Genomic DNA, 20,580 nt, shown 5'->3' on the forward strand with positions numbered 1-20,580 from the left:
GGGCGGAGGGGGCCTCCCCACGTTCTCGGCTCGGATTCCCGGCTCAGAAGAGCACGCTCATGAACTCATCGATCTCGGTGAAGCCCACCCGGAGGTAGGCCGCGCGGGCCCGGACGTTGAAGTCGTTGACGTACAGGGAGACGGCCGGGGCCACGTCGCGCAGCGACATCTGCACCACCGAGGCCATGCCGAACTCCGAGAGGCCCCTGCCGCGGGACTCCGGATGCACCCAGACGCCCTGGATCTGGCAGGCGTGCGGGGTGACCGCGCCGATCTCCGCCTTGAAGAGCACCCGGCCGCCCTCGATCCGGGCGAAGGCGCGGCCCGCCCTGATCAGCTCGGCGACCCGGGCCCGGTACAGAACCCCGCCGTCCCCGGCGTTGGGGGAGACCCCCACCTCCTCGGTGAACATGGCCACGCAGGCGGGGTAGACGACCTCGAAGTCCTCCATGCGGACACGGCGGACGTAGGGGTCGACGGGGAACTCGCTCGGCCGGGAGGTCGCCATCACCGGCTGGAGCTCCCGGACCGCCCTGGCGTGGCCCCAGTAGGGCTCCAGCAGCCCCCACAGCTCACGCACGGCGCCCGCCGGGCCCACGATGGAACTGCAGCGGCGGCCCTGGACGCGGGCGCGGTCGGCGAAGGCCCGGATCGCGTCCGGTCCGGCGTTGACGGGGATCAGGTTGGCGCCGGAGTAGCACAGGGACTCCAGCCGCCCGTCCCGCCAGTAGCCCCACATCTGGGCGCCGAGCCTGCCCGGCTCGAGCCCGGCCTGGTGCACGCGGGAGCTGACGAAGACGTTGCTGAGCGGCGCGGCGTCAAGGATCGCCAGAACCTCGTCCCGGTACCGGTCGTCCAGGACCCGTACCGGGAGAGAGTCCAGCATCCGCATGGATCCGTTCATCCTCCTGCGATCCCCCGCATGCCCGTCGGTGCCCGCCGGCGGCCGTCGGCGCCCGGGCCACGGCCACTCTCCGGCAAGCCTATGACGAAGCAAGGATGAACGGGAGGTCAGGGGCGGTCAGCCGGTGACCACCTGGGCGCCGGGGCCGCTGTCGTCGTCGAGGTCGACCTCCACGCCCATCTCCTCGGCGATGCGCAGGGCCTCCTCGATGAGGGTCTCGACGATCTGGTCCTCGGGGACGGTCTTGATGACCTCGCCCTTGACGAAGATCTGGCCCTTGCCGTTGCCCGAGGCGACGCCCAGGTCGGCCTCGCGGGCCTCGCCGGGGCCGTTGACGACGCAGCCCATGACGGCCACCCGCAGCGGGACGGGGAAGCCCTGGAGCCCCGCGGTGACCCGCTCGGCCAGCGTGTAGACGTCCACCTGGGCCCGGCCGCAGGACGGGCAGGAGACGATCTCCAGGCCGCGCTCGCGCAGGCCCAGGGACTCCAGGATCTGGGAGCCGACCTTGATCTCCTCGACCGGCGGGGCCGACAGGGAGACGCGGATGGTGTCGCCGATGCCCTGGGACAGCAGCGCGCCGAAGGCGACGGCCGACTTGATCGTGCCCTGGAAGGCGGGGCCGGCCTCGGTGACGCCCAGGTGCAGCGGGTAGTCGCAGCGGGCGGCGAGCTGCCGGTAGGCCTCGATCATCACGACCGGGTCGTTGTGCTTGACCGAGATCTTGATGTCGCGGAAGCCGTGCTCCTCGAACAGCGAGCACTCCCACAGCGCGGACTCCACCAGCGCCTCGGGGGTGGCCTTGCCGTACTTCTCCAGCAGGCGCTTGTCGAGGGAGCCGGCGTTGACGCCGATGCGGATCGGGACCCCGGCGTCGGACGCGGCGCGGGAGATCTCGCCGATCTTGTCGTCGAACTTCTTGATGTTGCCCGGGTTGACCCGCACCGCCGCGCAGCCCGCGTCGATCGCCGCGAAGACGTACTTGGGCTGGAAGTGGATGTCGGCGATCACCGGGATCGGCGACTTCTTGGCGATCAGCGGCAGCGCGTCCGCGTCGTCCTGCGAGGGGCAGGCGACGCGGACGATCTGGCAGCCGGCCGCGGTCAGCTCCGCGATCTGCTGGAGGGTGGAGTTGACGTCGGAGGTGAGCGTGGTGGTCATGGACTGCACGGACACGGGGGCGTCGCCGCCCACCGGCACGGTGCCCACCATGATCTGACGCGACTTGCGACGGGGGGCGAGCTGGGGAGCCTGGGGACGGATCTTCGGCAGACCGAGTTCGACGCTCATGTTCCTATTGTGTCAGTCGTTGCCGTGTGCTCTCTCGTGCCCACTGATCAGCCGCGAGCACGTCTTCAAGCGTCGGCGTCCGGATTGTCTGGTGTGTCGAGACGACATCGGCCACAGTATCCACAATGGAGGGGAATGTGATGGTGCCGGAGAGGAAAGCTTCGACGCACTCTTCATTAGCAGCGTTATAAACCGCGGGTGCGGTGCCGCCCATCACGCCCACCTCCCGGGCCAGCTGCACGGCCGGGAACGCCTCGTCGTCCAGCGGGAACAGCTCCCAGGTGTGGGCCTTCGTCCAGTCGATGCCGTAGTCGGCCCGCTCCACGCGCTCCGGCCACGTCAGGCCCAGCGCGATCGGCAGCCGCATGTCCGGCGGGCTCGCCTGGGCCAGCGTCGAGCCGTCCACGAACTCCACCATCGAGTGGATCACCGACTGCGGGTGCACCATCACCGCGATGCGGTCGAAGGGGATGTCGAACAGCAGGTGCGCCTCGATGACCTCCAGGCCCTTGTTCACCAGGGTCGCGGAGTTCACCGTGATCACCGGGCCCATGTCCCACGTCGGGTGGTTCAGGGCGTCGCCGACGGTGACCTTCTCCAGCTCGGCGCGCGAACGGCCGCGGAACGGGCCGCCGCTGGCCGTCAGCACCAGCCGCCGCACCTCCGCGTGAGTCCCGCCGACCAGGCACTGGGCCAGCGCCGAGTGCTCGGAGTCCACCGGGACGATCTGGCCGGGTTTGGCCTTGGCCTTCACCAGCGGGCCGCCGACGATCAGCGACTCCTTGTTGGCCAGCGCCAGGGTGCTGCCCGCGTCCAGCGCGGCCAGCGTGGACGCCAGGCCGAGCGCGCCCGTCACCCCGTTCAGCACCACGTCGCACGGGTGCGCGGCGACCTCGGCCACCGCGTCGGGGCCCGCGAGGATCCTGGGGATGCGGTACTCGCCCTTGGCGTACCCGCGCTTGCTCGCCTCGGCGTAGAAGGCCAGCTGGAGGTCCTGCGCGGCGGTCGCCTTGGCGACGGCCACCACCTCGGGCCGGAACTCCAGCGCCTGCCTGGCCAGCAGGTCCACCCGCCCGCCGCCCGCCGCCAGGGCCCGGACCCGGAAGCGCCCCGGATTGCGGGCGACCATGTCCAAGGCCTGGGTACCGATCGAGCCCGTCGAACCGAGCACGACGATCTCTGTCACGTCTGTCTGCACCGCGGCATCTGTCACGGCGTCCATTCTGTCCGGGGCACTCCGGGGAGATGCAAGTTCACCAAAAGTAGCCACGGCATCACTTCCAGTGATGCAGACTGCTACACCATGGTCACCGACAGTTGGATCGCGCGCCTGCTGGCAGGCGTGGTCGGACTCTCCCCGGTGGCGCTCGCCGGGGCGAGCGTCCAGTCCCTCCCGGACACGGTCGTCTTCCGGGACCTGCCCGCCGGGCAGGTCCAGCAGCAGCGGGTGCTGCGCTACTGGACGGCCGACCGCAGGGCCTCGGCGCGCCAGGTCTCCACGCTCGGGCGGCGCGGGCGGGCCGCGCCGAAAGCGGTCAGCACCGGCGCGCTCTGGCCCGCCGCGCCGCTGGGCACGGTCGGCCGGGTGTTCTTCAGCATGAACGGCCAGGACTACCTCTGCTCGGCGGCCACCGTCCGCAGCACCAACCGGGACCTGGTGGTCACCTCGGGGCACTGCGCCAAGAACGGCAGCGGCGACTGGGCCGAGAACTGGGTCTTCGTCCCCGCCTACCGGGACGGCGGCGGCCCGCACGGAGGCTTCGCGGCCCGCCGCATGTTCGTCCCCGACCAGTGGTCGACCGGCGCGGACGACGGCTACGACGTCGCCATGGTCGCCCTGGCCCCCTCGGGCGGCAAGCACGTCGCCGACGTGGTGGGCGCCAACGAGATCGCCTTCGGCCGCCCGCGCGGCCAGCAGGTGCACACCTTCGGCTACCCCTCCTACGAGAGGTACGACGGCCGCCGCCTGGCCTACTGCAGCGGCCGCCCGTCGGACGACCCCTACGGCGAGACCAGGGCACAGGGACTGCGCTGCGACCTCACCCAGGGCTCCAGCGGCGGCCCCTGGATGACGTCCTTCGACCCCGCCACCGGCACCGGCACGGTCGTCTCCGTCAGCAGCTTCAAGTACGCCGACGAGGAGCGCGTCATGTACGGCCCCTACTTCGGCGACGCCGTCCGCAAGCTCTACACCCGCGCCGAGAAGGGCTAGAGGGGAAGTCCCGTCAGCACCATGACCTTCTCGTAGGTGAGGTCGGCCATGGTGCTGGCGACGCCCTCGCGGCCCACTCCGGAGTCCTTCACGCCGCCGTAGGGCATCTGGTCGGCGCGGTAGGAGGGGACGTCGCCGATGATGACGCCGCCGACCTCGAGGTCGCGCTGGGCCTTGAAGGCGGTGTCGAGGCCGCGGGTGAAGACGCCGGCCTGCAGGCCGTACCGGGAGTCGTTGACCTTCGCGAAGGCCTCGTCGACGTCGGCGGCCCTCTCGACGAACAGGACCGGCCCGAAGACCTCCTCGCAGGAGACGTCGGAGCCCTCCGCCACGCCGGTCAGGACGGTCGGCGCGTAGGTCGCGCCGTCCCGGACCCCGCCGGTCAGGACCTTGCCGCCGGACTCGGCGACCCAGCGCTCCACCCGCTTCGCGGCATCCTCGCTGATCATGGGACCGACCTGCGTGGCGTCGTCCCACGGGTCGCCGGTAACGAGGTTCTCGACGGCCGACACGAGCCTGGGCAGCAGCTCGTCGTAGGCGTCGCCGACCGCGTAGACCCGCTGCACCGCGATGCACGACTGGCCCGCCTGGTAGTTGGAGAACAGCGCGACGCGCTGAGCCGCCCAGTCCAGGTCGGCGTCCGGGCAGACGACGGCCGCCGCGTTCCCGCCGAGCTCCAGCACCACGTGCTTGCGCGGGGCCGAATCCTTGATCGACCATCCGACGGGTCCCGACCCGGTGAACGAGATGACCGGCAGCCTCTCGTCCTGGACGAGGGCGGCGGCCCGCTCGTTCGGCACGGGCAGGACGGAGAACATGCCCTCCGGCAGAGCGGTCTCGGCCAGCAGCTCGCCCAGCAGCAGCGCCGACAGCGGCGTCGCGGGCGCGGGCTTGACGACGACGGGCGCCCCCACCGCGATCGCCGGAGCCACCTTGTGCGCCGTCAGGTTCAGCGGGAAGTTGAACGGCGTGATCGCCAGCACCGCCCCGTAGGGCATCCGCGAGGTGTAGGCCATCCGCCCGACCCCGCCCGGGTCGGTGTCCAGCCGCTGCACCTGCCCGTTCCACCGCCGCGTCTCCTCGGCCGCGAACCGGAAGACGGACACGGCCCGCCCCACCTCGGCCCGAGCCCACTGCAGCGGCTTCCCGTTCTCCCCGGTGATCAGCCGCGCGATCTCCTCCTTGCGCTCCTCCAGCCGCCGGGAGACATGCGCCAGCGCCTCCGCCCGCACGTGCAGCGGAAGCCCCGCCGCCTCCCGCCGCACCGCATGCGCCTTGGCGAGGGCCTCTTCCACCTGCGCCTCGGTGGGCACCGACACGACCCCCACCTCCCGCCCGTCATAGGGGTGGGTCACGCGCATCTGCTCATCACCGACGGCGGCCTTCCCGGCCACCCAGAAAGGAGTCACGTCCATACCCCCACGCTAACCCCGCCGCCCCGCTCCGGCCCCTGGACACTGTGGAGATCCTCCCTTCCACACTGTCCAACCCTCTGTCACGTCCTGCCCTGAACGGGCCGCCCCAGCCGCCATCCGGTCACCGCCCAGCACACTCCCCAGAGCAGGAAGAACGGCGACCACAGCAGCAGATCCCAGCGCGCCAGGGTGAGCACCAGCGCGGCGTGCTCGGCCGGAGCCTCGCGGACTCCGGTCAGCAGCAGCGCGTCACCGACCAGGCCGGACCCCGCCACCCCGACCGCCCGGGCGATCATGAAGATCCCCAGCGTCCAGGAGACCGTGAGCAGCAGCCGGCGCGGGAACCTCGCGCCCCAGGGCCGCACGGCGGCCAGCGCGACGATGATCCCGACCACCGCCGCACCGGCCAGCGCCCAGTGGCTCGCCACGAACAGCGGATGGCGTGCGAGCAGCTGTTCGCGCAGATGCGGGGGCAGCGGGTCCTTGTCGGCCAGCGCGTCGGCCCCCAGCGCCTGGGCGAGTTTCATCGATCCGTACGCCGCGGCGCACACCCCGGCCCCGTAGGCGCCCGCCCGCGCCCGATCAGCTCGCGGCACGTCTCGTCGCCACCGCGTAGGACCGGGTCATCTCCAGGAACAGCCCGATCACGAGGAGTCCGAGGACGCCGTGATACCACTGCCAGCCCACACCGATGCCGACGAACCCGTCCACGATCATGATCCCCGCACCGCCGCCGACGGCCAGCAGCATCCCGGCCAGCACGAGCAGCATCAGCGTCCTCGGAACCCTGTGCCCCGGTGCCGTGACCGTGGCGAGGGCGATGCACGCGCCCAGCACGCCGGACGCGGTCGCGAGCCACTGCGCGGTGGCCGCGTCCATGAAATAGCTCCCGGCCTCGGCGGCCGACACGGGCGGGCCTCCCGGGAACCCGAGCCGGTCCTGCAGAGCGAAGGCGGCCTTCCCCGCCGCGTAACCGAGGAACAGAGTCGCCACCGCGTAAGCCGGCCATCTTTGTCGGCGATCAGAATCAACCATGATTGCGAGCGTAGAGATCGGACAACGGGAATCACTCCCCCTGGCGAGCGAGGTGCCTCCGCCGCGTGGGGGAGATTCAGAAGCTCCCTTTGGGCCATGCCTTACGTGGCTTTTCGCATGGCCTGGTGGGATGCTCGTTTGCCGTGCTGATGCCGACTCCGGGCCTATGGCAGGCCTTTCCTCTCTTGCCGCTACGGTGCTTTGTCGATCGTTCGGCTGGACGCCCTTTTCGGCGCCTTCAGCGGAGCTGCTCGGCCAGCGCGACGAGGATGCCCTCGGGTCCGCGGACGTAACAGAGCAGATGGCTGTCCTCGTACCGCGCCACCTCACCGACGAGTTCGGCACCGCGCGTGCGCAGGCGGGCGAGGACGGCCTCGAGGTCGTCGACGGCGAACATGATGCGACGTATGCCCAGCGTGTTGACCGGTGCGTTCTCCAGCCCGGCGCTGACCGCCGCCGGCGTGTGGAACTTCGTCAGCTCGAGTCTGCTGTGGCCGTCCGGGGTCCGCATCATGGCGATGTCGGCCCGGACGCCGTCGAGCCCGACCATCTGGTCCACAGAAGGCCCCTCGACCGTCGTCTCGCCCTCCAGCTCCATGCCGAGCTCGGTGAAGAACGCGATGGCCGCCTCGAGATCAGCGACGATGATGCTGACGTTGTCCATCCGCTGAATCGTCATGTCCCCGAGCATAGGTCGGACGCTCGGCCGTCCCGGCGAGAACCGGGGACAGCGGTCCGGCGAGCCGGACCGGCCTCGTTCATACCCCCACGCTCACCAGGACCGGCCGGGAAGGCTCGGCCCTTGTGGAAGACCCGCTGTCCACAATGGCCGGGACCTGCGCGCTATTCGGCGGCGAGCCGGTCGGCGGCCTCCTCGACGGCCGCCTCGAAATCGTCGTCGTCGAGGATCGGGAGCTCCTGGCGAGCCCGGTGCTTGAGCCGGGCCAAGCGGCAGCGGACCTCGTCGCGGCCGATGTCCTTGTCCCAGTCGTGAGCGGCGAGGCGTGCGTCGATGTTCATGAGGGCCCCTCCTTCCCGAGGTCGTCGGTCAGGGCGCGGAACGTCCGCCGGGCGAGGCGCAGACGGGTCTTGACGGTTCCCTCCGGGACGCTGAGCAGTTCGGCGATCCGCCTCGTGGAGTGATTGAGAAGCTCGTGGAGGATGAGGCATTCACGCTGATCGGGAGGCATCGAGCCGAACGCCTGCCGGAGGATGGCCCGCTCGATGGCGGTATCGGCGGTATCGGCGGGATCCGCGGCATTCGCCCTGGGCTCCAGACCCGGTGCCGCCTCAAGGGACATCAAGGGAAGCGCCGGAGCCTTCGCGGCCCGCTGGCGCTGGATCCTCGACAGGATGCGGCGCGCCGTGACGATGACGAATCCGACCGGGTTGGGATGGTCGAGAAGTTCCTCCCACTTGCGGTAGGCGATCGTCATCGCCTCGTCGGTGACCTCCTCGGCCAGCGTCCAGTCCTGCGCTCTGGCGTTGAGGACGTTGCGGACCAGACGGAAGTTCTCGGTGTAGAACCCGTCGAAGTCGTGACCACGGAGGCCGCCGTCCGACTCCGTCTCGTACCCGTCGTCCTCCGTGAGGCCCTCGCGGGGGACCGGGGCGGACGGTCCGAGTGGTGAGGAGAACAACCTGATCCACGCCTTGGCCGAGGCGTCCCGGTGATGTGCCGTGATCGGCTGATAATCGTCGGGATCGAAGTCGATCGGACGAGACCGAAGGACTTCCTCGTAGTACGAATCCGAAACGATCAGCGCGAGGTCGGCTGACGATTCGAACTGGGTGCGTTTGAGATCCGGGTCGTCCAGCAGAAGGAACGCCTGGCTCAACGAAGTTCCGATCATTCCGTGCCGGTCTTGGGAGACTTCGCCGACGTGAACCGCCAGCCGCAGCTTGATCAGGGACTCCGGCCCGCATGTCCGGTTGTGCTCCCTGAGGCTCGAAGCGAGCACCTGGGGAACCGCCACGATCAGGAGTTCCGGTGAAGCTTCGGGCGGGAGCACGAGCAGCATCCCGTCGCCGCGGTCTTCGTGATGGGCGAGGTCGAGGGATACCCCCGATCCGGCGAGGGCGTTCCGGAACATGCGGGACATGCTCTCCTGGGCCAGTACTCGGTCCGAATCTGTTCGGAAGGGATTCACGAACTCCGTGATGTCGATCGCGAAAATCACGCGGTAATCCAGGGAAGAGAACGGCTGTGCGCTGGCCGCCATCTGTCGCTCATCCCTTCGCGGAAGAAGTGGGCCGGGCGCCGATCCGGTGGACGCCTGTCACCGGATCGTCCGCGATGTTTCCCGCCAGGGGAACCTTCAGGCACAGGACGGTTCCGTCCGCCCGCCGCTCATGGAACTCCGAGCCGGGCGGAACGGCCAGCAGGGTCGTACGCCGCTCCCGTTCGAAGCCGATGGCGTTCCGCCCCTCGACGTACGCGCGGACGGCCTGCCGCAAGCCGACGCTCCTGCAGGTGACCGCGGTCAGGACGAGCCCGATCGCGGCGTGGATCTCCTCAAAGGCCATGCTCGCTTCCTCCTTGGACGCTGTACCGGCCGACACCCCCTATAAGGCACGAGAAGCCGCTCGGGTTTGGATTCCTCCCGCGTTAATCGCATCAATCCGGTCGGTGACGCCCGGAGAAGCCTCAGATCGGCAGTCCTTCGAGGGAGAGGACGGCGTAGACGATCTTGCCGTCCGGTATCGGACGCCAGCCCCACTCGACGGCCAGCGCCCCCACGAGGAGCAGCCCTCGCCCGCTCTCCTCGTCGTCCTCGGCGGCGACGGCCTCGGGCAGACCGGACCCGCTGTCGCGGACCTCGACGCGCAGCGAGGCGGAGTCGCGCCGGGAGAAGGCGACCCCGATCGGCTTCTCGGAGCGGATTGCGTTGGAGACCAACTCGGTCAGCACCAGCGAGGCGGACTCGTAGAGCTCGGCCAGTTCCCACCGGTCCAGCAGTTCCCGCAGCACGGCCCGGCTGTCACGAGCGACGGACGGGACGGGCGGATAGGTCCGCGCGTGCAGCGACGGAATGCGGTTCGTCATCGAGTACCCATCGGTGAGGCGGTCGGAAAAGGAAGCTGTGGATTCCGCTCTCATCGTGAACCGGGATGGTTACTCTCTGGAGTGGAATCACCCCTACGGGTGAGCACCCGCCCCTACAGCCCCCCGGAGACCCAGGGAGGTCCCCGATGACGCAGATCGACCCCGGCCGTTCGATCAGGGAGTTCTACGCCTTCCACCTCAAACGCCACCGCGAGGCCGCCGGACTCAGCCAGCCCGCCCTCGCCGCCCTGGTCCACGTCTCCCCGCAGCTCATCGGCCACCTCGAGAACGGCATCAGACGCCCCACGCCCCGCCTCTCGCGGACCCTGGACGCCGCGCTCGGCCTGAACAGGTTCTTCGAGAGCCTCTTCCCCCGTCTCGTCGAGGAGTCGGGTATCCCTGTCGGCTTCGCCGAGTACACCGACGAAGAGGCGCGTGCCTCGCTCATCAAGATCTATTCGCAGTTCATCGTCGCCGGGTTGCTCCAGACCCAGGACTACGCCCGTGAGGTCCTCCGCCGAGGCGTACGCGCCGACAAGCTGGATGAAATGGCTGCCGCACGCATGGCCAGGCAGGAACTCTTTCAGGGTGAGAACCCGCCCGGTGTGGTGGCGATTCTTGATGAGAACGCCATCAGGAGGAGAGTCGGCGGCGGTGAGGTCATGAAAGCGCAGCTCGAATCCCTACTCGAACGCAACCAGGAGTACGACGTCACAATCCTGGTGGTTCCGTTCGAAGCGCAGATCTTCCCTGAAGGGTCGTTCACCTTGCTGAGTTTCGACGCGGAACCCGATGTGGCCTATGAGGAAGGCGCCAGCGGACAAGGCCACCTCATCGAGGCGGGCCCTCGCGTGACGAGACTGAGAGCGAGGTTCGATCTCGTCGCCTCAATGGCACTATCGGCAGTAGATTCCGAGAACTGCATCCGCGGCATTCTGGAGGCGACGTGAAGCGCATGGACTTCTCTCGGGCACAGTGGCGCAAGAGCAGCCACAGCGGTGGTGACCACGGGATGTGCGTCGAGCTCGCGGAGGTGACCGTTCAATGGTGCGAGAGCGGCCACAGCAGCCAGGAGGGCGGCGAATGCGTCGGGCTCGCCGGTCTGCCGTCGGCTGTGGGCGTTCGTGACTCCAAGAACCCCCAAGGCCCGAGGCTCGTGGTGAGTCGCAGTGCGTTCGGTTCGCTGGTCGGTGGGATCAAGCGGGGCTGACCACGGGCTGTTCCGTGTCTCCGGTCGGGCCGGACCTGCGGGGCGCCTTAGGTGGGGCGCTGGGCTTCGGGTAGGTATGGAGGTATGGATCAAGGAGTGGCCAAGTGGGTGGTGGCGGGGCTTTTCTGGGTGGCGATGATCTCTCTGTTCGTGGGGATCTACCGGGTGCCGGAACCGGGGTGGCCTTACTGGTTCGTGGGATTCGGGGTGCTGCTGGCGGCGGCTTATGGCGTGCGGTACCTGGCGCGGCGGAAGACCGGCGGGGGTGGGCCGGGGTGACGCGGGGGGCCGCGGCGGAGTGAGATCCGGCCGCGGCCCCGAGGCGTTGCGGTGTCACGGCATGCGGTCGAGGATCCAGCCGCAGAGCTCTTCGGTGATGCGGGTGTGGCCCTCGTTGCGTCCGGCGAGAAGGAACTCGTCGAGTTCGCTCTCCTCGGGGGAGAGGTCGTCGATGGGCGCGTAGAGGTCGTGGTCGGAGCCGATGTCGCGGATGGCGACGGCGCTGACGGCGGGGACGAAGCAGTGGTCGCGGATCGGGTTGTCGACGGCGGTGTCGAAACCGAGCTCGGGCATGGCGTTGAGAACGTCGGCGAGGATGCCGAAGCCCTCCAGCATGCCGCCGGGAGCGCCCTCCATGCGGGGCATCCCCGGGCTGTTGATCTCCTGGAGGTCCGGCGTGACGAAACGCAGGTCGGCGACACGGGAGTCGCCGGACTGCGGCTGGGTGCGCAGGTCGGTGCCGATGATGAGCTCACCGGTGCCGCGCAGCGCGGTCTGGCCGGGCCCGATGCCGTTGCCCTGGCCGGAGCCGGCGCCGTTCGCGACGCCGATGAGGCGGGGCCGGCGGGGCCAGGAGCCACGGCGGTTCAGCTCCAGCAGGAACTCGTTCCGCTCCGGTGCGGGCTCCGGCTTGTCGGACCAGGTGGTCAGGTGCTGGGCCAGCAGCTGGCGGGAGGCCTGGCTGTTCATCTGGTCGGAGAAGCGCGGGTCGTAGTCGCGGATGTAGTGCGCGAACGCCTGGAGTGAGAGCGGGATCCAGGCGCCGCGGTGCGGGCTGTCGTAGGACCAGTACAGCGCCGTCTGGTGGTCGATGCCCACGTTCTCCAGCTTGGCCAGGGCGTACCGGGTGACCAGGCCGCCCATGCTGAAGCCGCCGACGGCCAGCGGGTGATCGCCCTGCCGGCGGCCGACCGCCTCGAAGATCGCCCCGATGGCGGCCTCGGCGTTCTTGATGATCGAGTCGCTGCGCTCGTCGAAACCGAGCAGGACGGCATCCCGGCCGCGGCGGCGCAGCTCGCTGATGAGCGGGTGGCCGCCGCACTCCAGGGCCTGCCAGGAGAACTCCAGGGTGCTGGGACCGGTGTTGAAACCGTCGGCCATGATCACCGGACGGGTCAGGGCGCGGTTGCCCTCCCCGTAGTAGACCCAGGCGGTGCCGCCGGGCACGGTCCAGGTCTCGTCGGGCCGCGGAGGGGCGGTGGTGATCTGCCGCGGACCTGCGGCGATGGCGGGAGACTGTGCGTTGCGCAGTGCCTGCGCGATCTGCTGTGTGTTCACACCCCGGTCGATTACCTAGAGTATCGATTGGTAACCCCAAGTAGTCGTCCGGGGGTGTTCCGTATAGGTGTTCCCCAGACTGTTCAGGGCTTGGGCTGAGGCTCTTCATCCACGGTGGCGCAGGAGAACGGAGCGTCCGCCGGAGGTCGCCAGGGCCCAGAGGGTGGTGGAACCCGGCGTGCGGGCCAAGGTGATCGTGTCGGTGTCAGGCGGTGTCGGGGCAGTGGTCCAGCGACCTGAGGAGTAATGGGCCAGGTGAGTGGTGGAGGCCGTCCAGATGCCGCCGTGGCCGTCGGGGACGACGGTGCGGAGCACGGGGTCGGCCAGTCGCGGGGCGGAGATCCGTTTCCAGGTCCGGTCGTTCCGATGCAGGACCAAGGAGCGGGCTGAGCGTCCGCCGGAGGACGTTCCCACAGCCCAGACGTCGCGGGTGGAGACGACCGTGACGGAACGCAGCGTGCCTTCAATGTTCTTCGGTAGACGGGTAGGGCGCCAGCGCTTGCCGTTCCAGTGGGCGACAGCCGGCACGAAGGGGTGGGGCTTCTTCTGGCCGAAGACCTCTCCGACCGCCCACAGGTCACCAGAGCGGCGACCGCCGACGGTATAGGTGTACAGAGGCGGCTGGAAAGTCTTCCAGACACCGGCGCGCAGACGCCGCACTGAAAGCATTGCCGGGTTGTCCGGCCACCAGACATCGCCGCCGGGCAGCGCGGCGGGCGCTCCCACGTTCTGCGCCAAGCCTTCCCGTCGCGGTTCCGGCGCCCACGACCAGCGGCGGCCGTCGAAGCCGAGCAGCCGGACATTCTGAAAAGTAGGGTCCGGGCTGGTGACGAACCAGACTCGTCCACCGGTCCCGAACACGCTGACGAACCGCTCCCGTCCAGCCGTCTCGGGACGTACGGTGCGCCACCGACTCCCGTCCCAATGGCGGATCCGACCGTCGGTGACCCACACGTCCCGCGGCCCGAGCACGGCCACCGCCGGGTTCTGGCCAGGGGTGACAGCAGTGCCGAACCGCTTCACCACCTGCCATCGAGGGGCCGAGGCCGTCAACGCCGTGCCGGATGCGGCAGTCAAGGGAATGGCGAGCAGGACGGCGGCGACGGCGGTGGGAAGGCGGCGCGGCACGGGGACTCCAGGGGACGGTCGAGAGGCCGCAACCTACACGATCTTGCTGTCCTCGCTCAACGCACGGGCCCCTGGCAGAGACCTCGGAATATGTAGATCGGTCTGCTGTCTCGTATGTGAGCAAGGGATCGGGACACGCGGATGGTCGTGGCCGGAGCCGTCGACGCGACCGGACTGCTGATTCGTCTGCCGACCGACCGGCAGGAGGCGGCCGGGTCCGCCGCTGGAGTTCCGCCGCACGCCCCGGACGTCTGGGGCGTGCGACGGAGCACCTCACCCGAGCGACTTGAGGAACTGCTGGAGGCTGGTGGCGGGGTAGCCGGTGGCGCGCTGGACGGTGGGGCTGACGATGTCCATCTCGCCGGTGGCGATGGCCTCATACGAGGTGACCCAGCCGGCGACCTCCCAGTCGGGGGCGCCGTAGCGGGCGCGGGACGCGTACGCCTCCTCGACGGTCTCGTCGACGTACTCGACGCCCATCATCCCGGCCGTCTGCGCCATCGTGAGGGACTGCGGGCCCGTCACGTCGTACCGGCGGCCCCGGTGCAGGTCGGGGTGCGGCAGGATCGCGGCGGCGACGGCCGCCACGTCGGTGCGCGCGACCCAGGAGCAGCGGCCCTGTCCCGCCGGGCCGCGGATGACGCCGTCCTGAACGAGATGGGGCAGCACGTCCTGGTAGAGGCTGGGCCGCAGGAAGGTGAAGTCCAGGCCGGACGCCTTCACGTACTCCTCGGTCGCCCAGTGGTCCCGCGCGAACGTGAACGTCGCGCTCTTCGCCGCCGACAGGAACGACAGGTAGACGATGTGCCGCACTCCCGCCGCCACCGCCGCGTCCACTGCGGCCCGGTGCTCGGAGACCCTGTCCGCGGACTCCCTGCCCGACACCAGGAACACGGTGTGCAGCCCGGAGAGGGCCTCTTCCGTCCCCTTGACGTCGGAGTATCCCTCGGCCACGGCCACCTCGGTGCCGGGCAGCTCGGGGGCGCGGGAGGGGTCGCGGACGATCAGGCGGGCGGAGTGCCCCGCCTTCACCAGGAGGCGGGCCGTCTCCGCGCCCACCACGCCGGTGGCTCCGGTGACGCCGATGCTCTCGGTCATAGCTGAACGAGCCTTTCGAAGAGGCGGGTGAGGGTTTCGTCCGGGTCACCGGTGAGGCCGGGGTGGACCGGGCCGGACTGGACGATCGTGCTGCGCGGGGCGGTGAGCCAGCGGAACCGCCGCCCGAGCGAGTCTCCACCGGCGTGGTCGTCGCCCGCGCAGTGGGCGGCGATTCCGTTCAGCGCCCGGCGCAGCTGCTCGACGTTCATTCCCGGTGAGAACGCGCGCAACCGATTTTCGTCCGCCGAGATGCGAACCCGCAGGTAGTCGCGCTTACGGCAGTAGACGACCACGCCGACATTGAGTGATTCGCCGCGTTCGAGGTCGGGGATGAGGCGCAGCAGCGCGTACTCGTAGAGGTCCACTTCGGAGCGTCCGGCGGGGTCGGAGGGTCGGGGGGAAAGGGGGGTCTCGCGCTGGTTCACGGCAGCCAGCTCCTCGGCGCCGCGGCGCGGGCGAGCAGCTGGGTCACGTAGGCCTCGCGGACGTCCTGCGGCGAGCCGAAACCCGGTTCGCCGGAGAGCCAGGCCTCGGGGACGAGCGCGACGGCCGAGCGCAGCAGCTCCTCGGTGACGAGGGGGAGCAGCGCGGCCTCGGCGCCCCTGAGGTCCTTGGCGTAGGGCTTGAAGACGTGGTCGTCCACGTCGTAGGGCCGGTGCACCAGCTTGGCGGCGCTGGCCCAGGCGTGGTGGAAGTACAGGCTCGCGCCGTGGTCGATGAGCCAGACGTCCCCGTGCCAGACGAGCATGTTCGGGTTGCGCCAGCTGCGGTCGACGTTGCCGATGAACGCGTCGAACCACAGGACGCGGCTGGCGAAGGCGGCGTCCGGCGTCCAGCCGAGCGGGTCGTAGCCGAGCGAGCCGGGCAGGAAGTCCACGCCGAGGTTCCAGCCGGGGCTGGCGTCGAGCAGGTCCTGCACCTCCTCGTCCGGCTCGTGCTTGGCCATGACGGGATCGAAGTCCAGGATGATCTGGTCGGGCGTGTGGAAGCCCAGCGCGCGGGCGAGGGCGCCGGCCAGGATCTCGGCGATCAGCGCCTTGCGGCCCTGACCGGCTCCGGTGAACTTGGCGACGTAGGTGCCCAGGTCGGCGGCCTCCACCAGGCCGGGCAGCGAGCCGCCCTCGCGCAGGGGCAGGACATACCGGGTGGCTTTGACTACAGGCAGCACCCGCCAAGGCTATCCGTCAGGGGTGGTAGACCTGGTAGGCGAGGGTGATCTTTCCCCGCTTGTCGAAGCGCAGGCCCCACTGCGGGTTCATCTTCGGCTTTTCGACGGCCTTGCGCAGCCCCTTCAGCCCGGTCTCGCGCATGCCGATCGATCCCTGGGACGTGGTGTAGAAGACGCAGATGGTCGCCTTCTTGGCGAAGGCGCGGGTGTGTTTCTTGCCGTAGGGCTTGTAGTAGCCGTCGTTGTACTGGGACGGCGTGTACTTCGCCCAGCGCCCGCTGAGCCCGCCGTACGGCCGCTTCTCGGAGACGGGACGGACGCCGCCCGGCCTGACGTCGACGACCTTCTGGAACTTCGGCGCCTTGACCTTCACCGAGCAGATGTTCCCCGCCGCCTGAGCGGGGGCGGCGGCGGCCAGGGGAGCGGCCAGGACGACGGCGGACGCGATGGCCATCAAGGGTGTACGCATGCGTTTCTGCCTTTTCACTGGTTTCGACTCACTACAGAAGATCATGTAGGCGGAGGTGATCTTTCCCTGTTTGTCGAAGCACATTCCCCCCGAGGGGCCAGGTTCTGGACGGGACGTGCTCGAAGATCACAGACTTCGACGCGCGAACGGCCGGGGTGGTTCGGTAAAGATCATCATCGGGGGCGCTCCCCCGCGGCCGGTCCGCGCACGGCGTCCGGCGCGGGGGAGCGCCTCGGGCCTACCAGGCGCCCGGGTAGCCCTTCGGGACGAGGTTGCGCACGATGGACTCGACGGTCACCCCGTTGTAGGTGGTGAAGAACTGGATCTGGACGGGGTCCTGCACTTCTTTGTAGTGGATCCGGAACGGCGTGGCGGTCTGCCCCTCGGGGACGGTGACCTTGCCTCCATTGTCGATCGTGAGCAGGTCCGGCCGGTTGGACGTCACCGTCAGGGTGAGGCCGCCCTGAGGCGCGGCCGGGAGGATGTCGATGTGGGCTTCGAGCGAGCGGTCGAGCTTCGAGGAGTCCACGAACTCGTTGAAGTGGAGCGTGAACTTCGTCGGCTTGTAGGGGTTCGGGGCGTCGGGGGCAGGAGTCTTGACCGGGGTGAGGGTCAGCTTGCGCTTGAGGATCCTGCCGTTCAGCCCGGCGGCCACCACGCCGGTGCCGACCCGGGGGATCTTGGCGGTCCTGATGGTGAAGCGCACCTTCTTCTTGCCGGCCGGGACCTTCACCGACTTCGGCACCTTGATGTAGGTGGCGCTCTTGGCCGCGAGCTTGACCTTCACGCCGCCCATGGGGGCGGCGGCGGTCAGGGTGACGACGCCGTAGGTCTTCTTTCCGCCGAGCATCTTGCGTTTGGCGAGCTTCAGCCCGGCGAGCTTCGGCTTCGCCTTGAGGTGGGCGACGTTCTGGATGGTGGCGGGGGCTCCGTCGATCCGAGTGATCGCGTAACCGCCGGAGAGGGCGAGGGAGGCGGCGATCGTGCCGCCGATGAGAGCTCGTCTGAGCTGCCGGACCAAGGGAACGGCCTTCCGGGGGGTAATGGGGGTCGATGATGCCGCCGTATGATTTCGGCTCCCCGTATCCACGTCAAAATCACTTCCACCGTCCGGCGGGGCGGTGTCCGGCTGGAGGCCTCCGTGCGCCTGGGAATCACGATGTTCGCCACCGACCGGACGGTGGCGCCGCACGAGCTGGCGGTCGCCGCGGAGGAGCGGGGGTTCTCCTCGCTCTACCTGCCCGAGCACACGCACATCCCGGTGTCGAGGCTGACGCCCGGGCCGGCGACGCGGGAGGCGTCGGGGACGGGGGAGGCGCTCCTGCGGGGGACGTCGGGCGACGAGACGCTGCCGGAGGAGTACGCGCGGACGCTGGATCCGCTGGTGGCGCTGGGCGCGGCGGCCGCGGTGACGAGCACGATCACGCTGGGGACGGGGATCCTGCTGGCGGCCCAGCGGGAGCCGCTGGTGACGGCGAAGGCCGTCGCGTCGCTGCAGACGCTGTCGGGGGGCAGGTTCTCGCTGGGCGTCGGGTTCGGCTGGAACGAGGAGGAGGCCGCCGACCACGGGGTCGCCTGGGCGACGCGGCGCGAGCGGACCCGCGAGCACGTCCTGGCGATGCGCGCCCTGTGGCGGGACGAGGTCGCCTCGTTCCGGGGCGGTCACGTGGCGTTCGAGCCGAGCTGGGCGTGGCCGAAGGCGGAGGTGCCGGTGCTGCTCGGCGGGGCGGGCGGGCCGAAGCTGTTCGCCGCGGTCGCCGAGTACGGGGACGGGTGGATGCCGATCGGCGGGGCGGGCCTCAGGGAGGCGCTGCCGAGGCTGGCCGCGGCCTGCGAGAGCGCCGGACGGGATCCGTCCGAGGTCTCCGTCATCCCGTTCGGGACCCTGCCCACCCCCGCCAAGCTGGAGTACTACGCCTCCCTGGGCGTCGAGGAGGTCGTCCTGCGGGTGCGGGGCGGCACCCGCGACGAGGTGCTGCCCGTGCTGGACTCCTACCGGGAGCTCATCCCAGCATCGGCATGACGAACATGGCGGTGGCCTCGATCGTCACCTTGCCCTCGGCGTTGAGGATCCGTCCGACGGCGTAGGCCTTGCGTCCCTCGATCCGGTCGATCCGCGCCTCGGCGGTCAGCCGCTGGCCGAGCGGGGTGGGGCGGCGGTAGCGCAGCTCCAGGGAGGCGGTCAGGCCCGGGGTCCCGTTGTTGTTGGCGGCCAGGCCGAGCAGCTGGTCCAGGACCATGGCGCTGACGCCGCCGTGGGCCAGGCCGGGAGGGCCCTCGTAGAGGAAGTTCAGGGTGAACTCGGTGCGGACCGAGCCGTCTTCGAGGAACTCGATCCTGCAGGGCGGGGCGATCGGGTTGAGCTCGCCGGTGACCGGGCTGGCGATCTGCTGGAGCATGCCTTCGCCCGGGGTGGTGTAGCCGTCGCCGGAGACGGGAGGAAACGCGCGGCGCGCGGCGTCGAGCCGGTCGGTGAGCGCCCGCACCTGCGCGGTGAGCTCGGTGAGCTCCTCCTCGGGGAGCGCGGTGTGCACGGTCGCCTCGTTCAGCCGCCGCACCTCGGCCGCGAGCGCCGACAGGTGTTCGACCCGCCGCTCGTCCAGCGGTTCCCGGGGCTGGACGGTGAAGATCGGGTGGGCGCTGGTACGGGCTCCGGGCATCGGTGCTCCTGATCGCTTTCGATAAATTTTAGAACGTCATTCTAAAACATCCGGAATCTACGTTTACAGCCGGGGCTTGTGTGGTTTGTGTGTTTTTGTGGTGATTCGTCCGGGTAATGCTCTGAAGGTCCGATCGGATGGCGTGAAGTTCTCAGGGGGGAACATGACGACGAAGATGCAGGATCACGTCCGCGAGCTGATGAGCAAGGAGGCCTGCTGCACCATCCAGGCGCACGAGACGCTGGACCGCGCCGCCCAGCTCATGCGCGAGGAGGGGGTCGGGGCGTTGCCGATCGTGGGCTCGGACGGCCGGTTCGAGGGCATCATCACCGACCGCGACATCATCGTGAAGTGCATCGCGGCCGGGCACGACCCGTCCCGGGTCACCGCGGGAGACCTCGCCTCGGGGCTGTACTCGGTGTCGCCGGAGACCACCGTGCAGGAGGCCCTGGACCTCATGGAGGACCACCAGGTCAAGCGGCTTCCGGTCATCAAGGACAACCGCATGGTCGGCATGATCAGCGAGGCCGATCTGGCGCAGAACCTGCCGGACGACCAGCTCGCCGAGTTCGTCCACCGCATCTACGCGCGGGCGAGCGGCAAGCGGGGAGCGGGCGGCGGACCCGGCTGAGCACCTTCGCGAAGGGGGCCGGCGGCCCCCTTCCGCGCGCCCGGCCGTCCGAGGATCGGGGCGGCCTTCTACCGTCGAGGCGGTACCGGACGGGATAGGCGGGGCTCGTTCCGGTGCGGATCCGAACACGCCGCCCGCGGATCCCCGCGGCCCTCAGGGGTCGCGGGGATCCGCGGTCTCGGCGAGGACCCCGGCGAGGACGGTGCGGAGCGCCTCGGCCGTCCCGGTGGCGGCGGCGTCGCCGGTGGCGAGGCGGCGGACGGCCAGGCCGTAGAGGAGCGTGACGATCGTCGGCGCGTGGTGCTCGGGGCGGGCGATGCCCAGCGCCGTGAGGATGGACGTCGCCAGCCGGTCGTAGGCGGTGATGGAGCGCTCGGCGGCGGGCCGCAGCCCGGGGTCGCGGGCGGCCTGCAGGTGCAGTTCGAGGTGGGCCACCTGCTCGGGCCCGTTGGCGAAGGCGACGATGGCCCGCTGGACCTCGTCCGCGGCCTGCGCGGGGGAGAGCCCGGCGTCCGCCAGGGCGAGGGCGGCCCCGGTTATGCGGTCGATCTCGGCGTCGGCGAAGCGGTCGAGGCATTCGCGCAGCAGATCCGTCTGGGAGCCGAAGTGGTAGGTGAGGGTGCCCAGGGAGACGCCGGCGGCGGCGGCGACGCGCCGGTTGGTGAGGGCGCCGACACCGTGCTCCGCGATGAGCCGCAGGGCCGCGTCGAGGAGGCGCTCGCGTGCTTCGTTCATGAGGGACCCTCTTCCCAGGCTG

26 protein-coding genes are annotated in these 20,580 nt (G+C 69.9%); 6 read left to right on the forward strand and 20 right to left on the reverse strand.

Annotated features, from left to right (window positions below; all coding sequences use genetic code 11):
- Positions 1-43 precede the first annotated feature (43 nt).
- The 3 genes from ABD327_RS14730 to dxr all read right to left on the reverse strand — a co-directional run bounded on the left by ABD327_RS14730 (position 44) and on the right by dxr (position 3,416).
- Positions 44-886: a GNAT family N-acetyltransferase gene (locus ABD327_RS14730; RefSeq protein ID WP_344450919.1), complete on the reverse strand. Its 843-nt coding sequence runs from the start codon at positions 884-886 to the stop codon at positions 44-46.
- 135 nt (positions 887-1,021) lie between these two features.
- Positions 1,022-2,194, reverse strand: a complete 1,173-nt coding sequence (gene ispG / locus ABD327_RS14735) for a flavodoxin-dependent (E)-4-hydroxy-3-methylbut-2-enyl-diphosphate synthase (protein WP_344450920.1) — start codon at positions 2,192-2,194, stop codon at positions 1,022-1,024.
- Between the two features lie 4 nt (positions 2,195-2,198).
- On the reverse strand, positions 2,199-3,416 hold the full coding sequence (dxr, locus tag ABD327_RS14740; protein WP_425547119.1) for a 1-deoxy-D-xylulose-5-phosphate reductoisomerase: 1,218 nt from the start codon (positions 3,414-3,416) through the stop codon (positions 2,199-2,201).
- Positions 3,417-3,497: 81 nt separating this feature from the next.
- On the opposite strand from dxr, the gene ABD327_RS14745 reads away from it, so the two are divergent.
- Complete coding sequence (locus ABD327_RS14745; RefSeq protein ID WP_344450922.1) at positions 3,498-4,406, forward strand: trypsin-like serine peptidase; 909 nt, start codon at positions 3,498-3,500, stop codon at positions 4,404-4,406.
- On the opposite strand, the gene ABD327_RS14750 is transcribed toward ABD327_RS14745, so the two are convergent.
- The 8 genes from ABD327_RS14750 to ABD327_RS14785 all read right to left on the reverse strand — a co-directional run bounded on the left by ABD327_RS14750 (position 4,403) and on the right by ABD327_RS14785 (position 9,902).
- Entirely contained in the window at positions 4,403-5,821 is a 1,419-nt protein-coding gene (locus tag ABD327_RS14750; RefSeq protein ID WP_344450923.1) for an aldehyde dehydrogenase family protein, read from the reverse strand. The two genes, ABD327_RS14745 and ABD327_RS14750, sit on opposite strands and share 4 nt — an antisense overlap.
- Before the next feature lie 80 nt (positions 5,822-5,901).
- Positions 5,902-6,417: a DUF3995 domain-containing protein gene (locus tag ABD327_RS14755; protein ID WP_344450924.1), complete on the reverse strand. Its 516-nt coding sequence runs from the start codon at positions 6,415-6,417 to the stop codon at positions 5,902-5,904.
- Positions 6,404-6,814: a hypothetical protein gene (locus tag ABD327_RS14760; protein ID WP_344450925.1), complete on the reverse strand. Its 411-nt coding sequence runs from the start codon at positions 6,812-6,814 to the stop codon at positions 6,404-6,406. The genes ABD327_RS14755 and ABD327_RS14760 overlap by 14 nt, the downstream gene beginning before the upstream one ends.
- A 280-nt stretch (positions 6,815-7,094) precedes the next feature.
- Positions 7,095-7,520: a VOC family protein gene (locus ABD327_RS14765; protein ID WP_344450983.1), complete on the reverse strand. Its 426-nt coding sequence runs from the start codon at positions 7,518-7,520 to the stop codon at positions 7,095-7,097.
- Between the two features lie 179 nt (positions 7,521-7,699).
- Positions 7,700-7,876 (reverse strand): hypothetical protein, encoded by a 177-nt coding sequence (locus ABD327_RS14770; protein WP_344450926.1) that lies wholly within the window; start codon positions 7,874-7,876, stop codon positions 7,700-7,702.
- The gene (locus tag ABD327_RS14775; RefSeq protein ID WP_344450927.1) at positions 7,873-8,958 is read right to left on the reverse strand and encodes an RNA polymerase sigma factor; all 1,086 of its coding nucleotides are present in this window, start codon (positions 8,956-8,958) and stop codon (positions 7,873-7,875) included. Before ABD327_RS14775 ends, ABD327_RS14770 begins: the two co-directional genes overlap by 4 nt.
- A 127-nt stretch (positions 8,959-9,085) precedes the next feature.
- Complete coding sequence (locus ABD327_RS14780) at positions 9,086-9,382, reverse strand: hypothetical protein (protein ID WP_344450928.1); 297 nt, start codon at positions 9,380-9,382, stop codon at positions 9,086-9,088.
- A 121-nt stretch (positions 9,383-9,503) separates the two neighbouring features.
- Positions 9,504-9,902 (reverse strand): ATP-binding protein, encoded by a 399-nt coding sequence (locus ABD327_RS14785; RefSeq protein ID WP_344450929.1) that lies wholly within the window; start codon positions 9,900-9,902, stop codon positions 9,504-9,506.
- A gap of 146 nt (positions 9,903-10,048) precedes the next feature.
- On the opposite strand from ABD327_RS14785, the gene ABD327_RS14790 reads away from it, so the two are divergent.
- The 3 genes from ABD327_RS14790 to ABD327_RS14800 all read left to right on the forward strand — a co-directional run bounded on the left by ABD327_RS14790 (position 10,049) and on the right by ABD327_RS14800 (position 11,391).
- A complete protein-coding gene (locus tag ABD327_RS14790) occupies positions 10,049-10,852 on the forward strand; it encodes a helix-turn-helix domain-containing protein (RefSeq protein WP_344450930.1) in 804 nt (267 codons plus the stop codon).
- 5 nt (positions 10,853-10,857) lie between these two features.
- Complete coding sequence (locus tag ABD327_RS14795; protein WP_344450984.1) at positions 10,858-11,112, forward strand: DUF397 domain-containing protein; 255 nt, start codon at positions 10,858-10,860, stop codon at positions 11,110-11,112.
- An 84-nt stretch (positions 11,113-11,196) separates the two neighbouring features.
- Positions 11,197-11,391, forward strand: coding sequence for a hypothetical protein (locus tag ABD327_RS14800; RefSeq protein ID WP_344450931.1), 195 nt, complete (start codon positions 11,197-11,199; stop codon positions 11,389-11,391).
- A 54-nt stretch (positions 11,392-11,445) separates the two neighbouring features.
- On the opposite strand, the gene ABD327_RS14805 is transcribed toward ABD327_RS14800, so the two are convergent.
- From ABD327_RS14805 to ABD327_RS14835, 7 genes are all read right to left on the reverse strand, one after another.
- Positions 11,446-12,669: an esterase/lipase family protein gene (locus ABD327_RS14805; protein WP_344450932.1), complete on the reverse strand. Its 1,224-nt coding sequence runs from the start codon at positions 12,667-12,669 to the stop codon at positions 11,446-11,448.
- Positions 12,670-12,774: 105 nt separating this feature from the next.
- Complete coding sequence (locus ABD327_RS14810; RefSeq protein WP_344450933.1) at positions 12,775-13,797, reverse strand: hypothetical protein; 1,023 nt, start codon at positions 13,795-13,797, stop codon at positions 12,775-12,777.
- 273 nt (positions 13,798-14,070) lie between these two features.
- On the reverse strand, positions 14,071-14,895 hold the full coding sequence (locus ABD327_RS14815; protein WP_344450934.1) for an SDR family oxidoreductase: 825 nt from the start codon (positions 14,893-14,895) through the stop codon (positions 14,071-14,073).
- On the reverse strand, positions 14,892-15,320 hold the full coding sequence (locus ABD327_RS14820; protein WP_344450935.1) for a DUF3037 domain-containing protein: 429 nt from the start codon (positions 15,318-15,320) through the stop codon (positions 14,892-14,894). The genes ABD327_RS14815 and ABD327_RS14820 overlap by 4 nt, the downstream gene beginning before the upstream one ends.
- Positions 15,317-16,063, reverse strand: coding sequence for a HipA family kinase (locus tag ABD327_RS14825; protein ID WP_344450936.1), 747 nt, complete (start codon positions 16,061-16,063; stop codon positions 15,317-15,319). The genes ABD327_RS14820 and ABD327_RS14825 overlap by 4 nt, the downstream gene beginning before the upstream one ends.
- A 16-nt stretch (positions 16,064-16,079) precedes the next feature.
- Entirely contained in the window at positions 16,080-16,532 is a 453-nt protein-coding gene (locus ABD327_RS14830) for a hypothetical protein (RefSeq protein WP_344450937.1), read from the reverse strand.
- Positions 16,533-16,770: 238 nt separating this feature from the next.
- A complete protein-coding gene (locus ABD327_RS14835; protein ID WP_344450938.1) occupies positions 16,771-17,553 on the reverse strand; it encodes a hypothetical protein in 783 nt (260 codons plus the stop codon).
- A gap of 120 nt (positions 17,554-17,673) precedes the next feature.
- On the opposite strand from ABD327_RS14835, the gene ABD327_RS14840 reads away from it, so the two are divergent.
- Complete coding sequence (locus ABD327_RS14840) at positions 17,674-18,555, forward strand: TIGR03619 family F420-dependent LLM class oxidoreductase (protein WP_344450939.1); 882 nt, start codon at positions 17,674-17,676, stop codon at positions 18,553-18,555.
- On the opposite strand, the gene ABD327_RS14845 is transcribed toward ABD327_RS14840, so the two are convergent.
- Positions 18,536-19,192: a PaaI family thioesterase gene (locus ABD327_RS14845; RefSeq protein ID WP_344450940.1), complete on the reverse strand. Its 657-nt coding sequence runs from the start codon at positions 19,190-19,192 to the stop codon at positions 18,536-18,538. The two genes, ABD327_RS14840 and ABD327_RS14845, sit on opposite strands and share 20 nt — an antisense overlap.
- A gap of 163 nt (positions 19,193-19,355) precedes the next feature.
- Here ABD327_RS14845 and ABD327_RS14850 point away from each other — a divergent pair, with 163 nt between their 5' ends.
- Positions 19,356-19,823 carry a CBS domain-containing protein gene (locus tag ABD327_RS14850; RefSeq protein ID WP_344450941.1) on the forward strand — a complete coding sequence of 156 codons (468 nt, stop codon included), beginning with the start codon at positions 19,356-19,358 and terminating at the stop codon, positions 19,821-19,823.
- 153 nt (positions 19,824-19,976) lie between these two features.
- Here ABD327_RS14850 and ABD327_RS14855 read toward each other — a convergent pair whose 3' ends face one another.
- The gene (locus ABD327_RS14855) at positions 19,977-20,558 is read right to left on the reverse strand and encodes a TetR/AcrR family transcriptional regulator (RefSeq protein WP_344450942.1); all 582 of its coding nucleotides are present in this window, start codon (positions 20,556-20,558) and stop codon (positions 19,977-19,979) included.
- Positions 20,559-20,580 lie beyond the last annotated feature (22 nt).

This window comes from Actinocorallia aurantiaca (genome assembly GCF_039533685.1).
Taxonomy (GTDB): domain Bacteria; phylum Actinomycetota; class Actinomycetes; order Streptosporangiales; family Streptosporangiaceae; genus Actinocorallia; species Actinocorallia aurantiaca.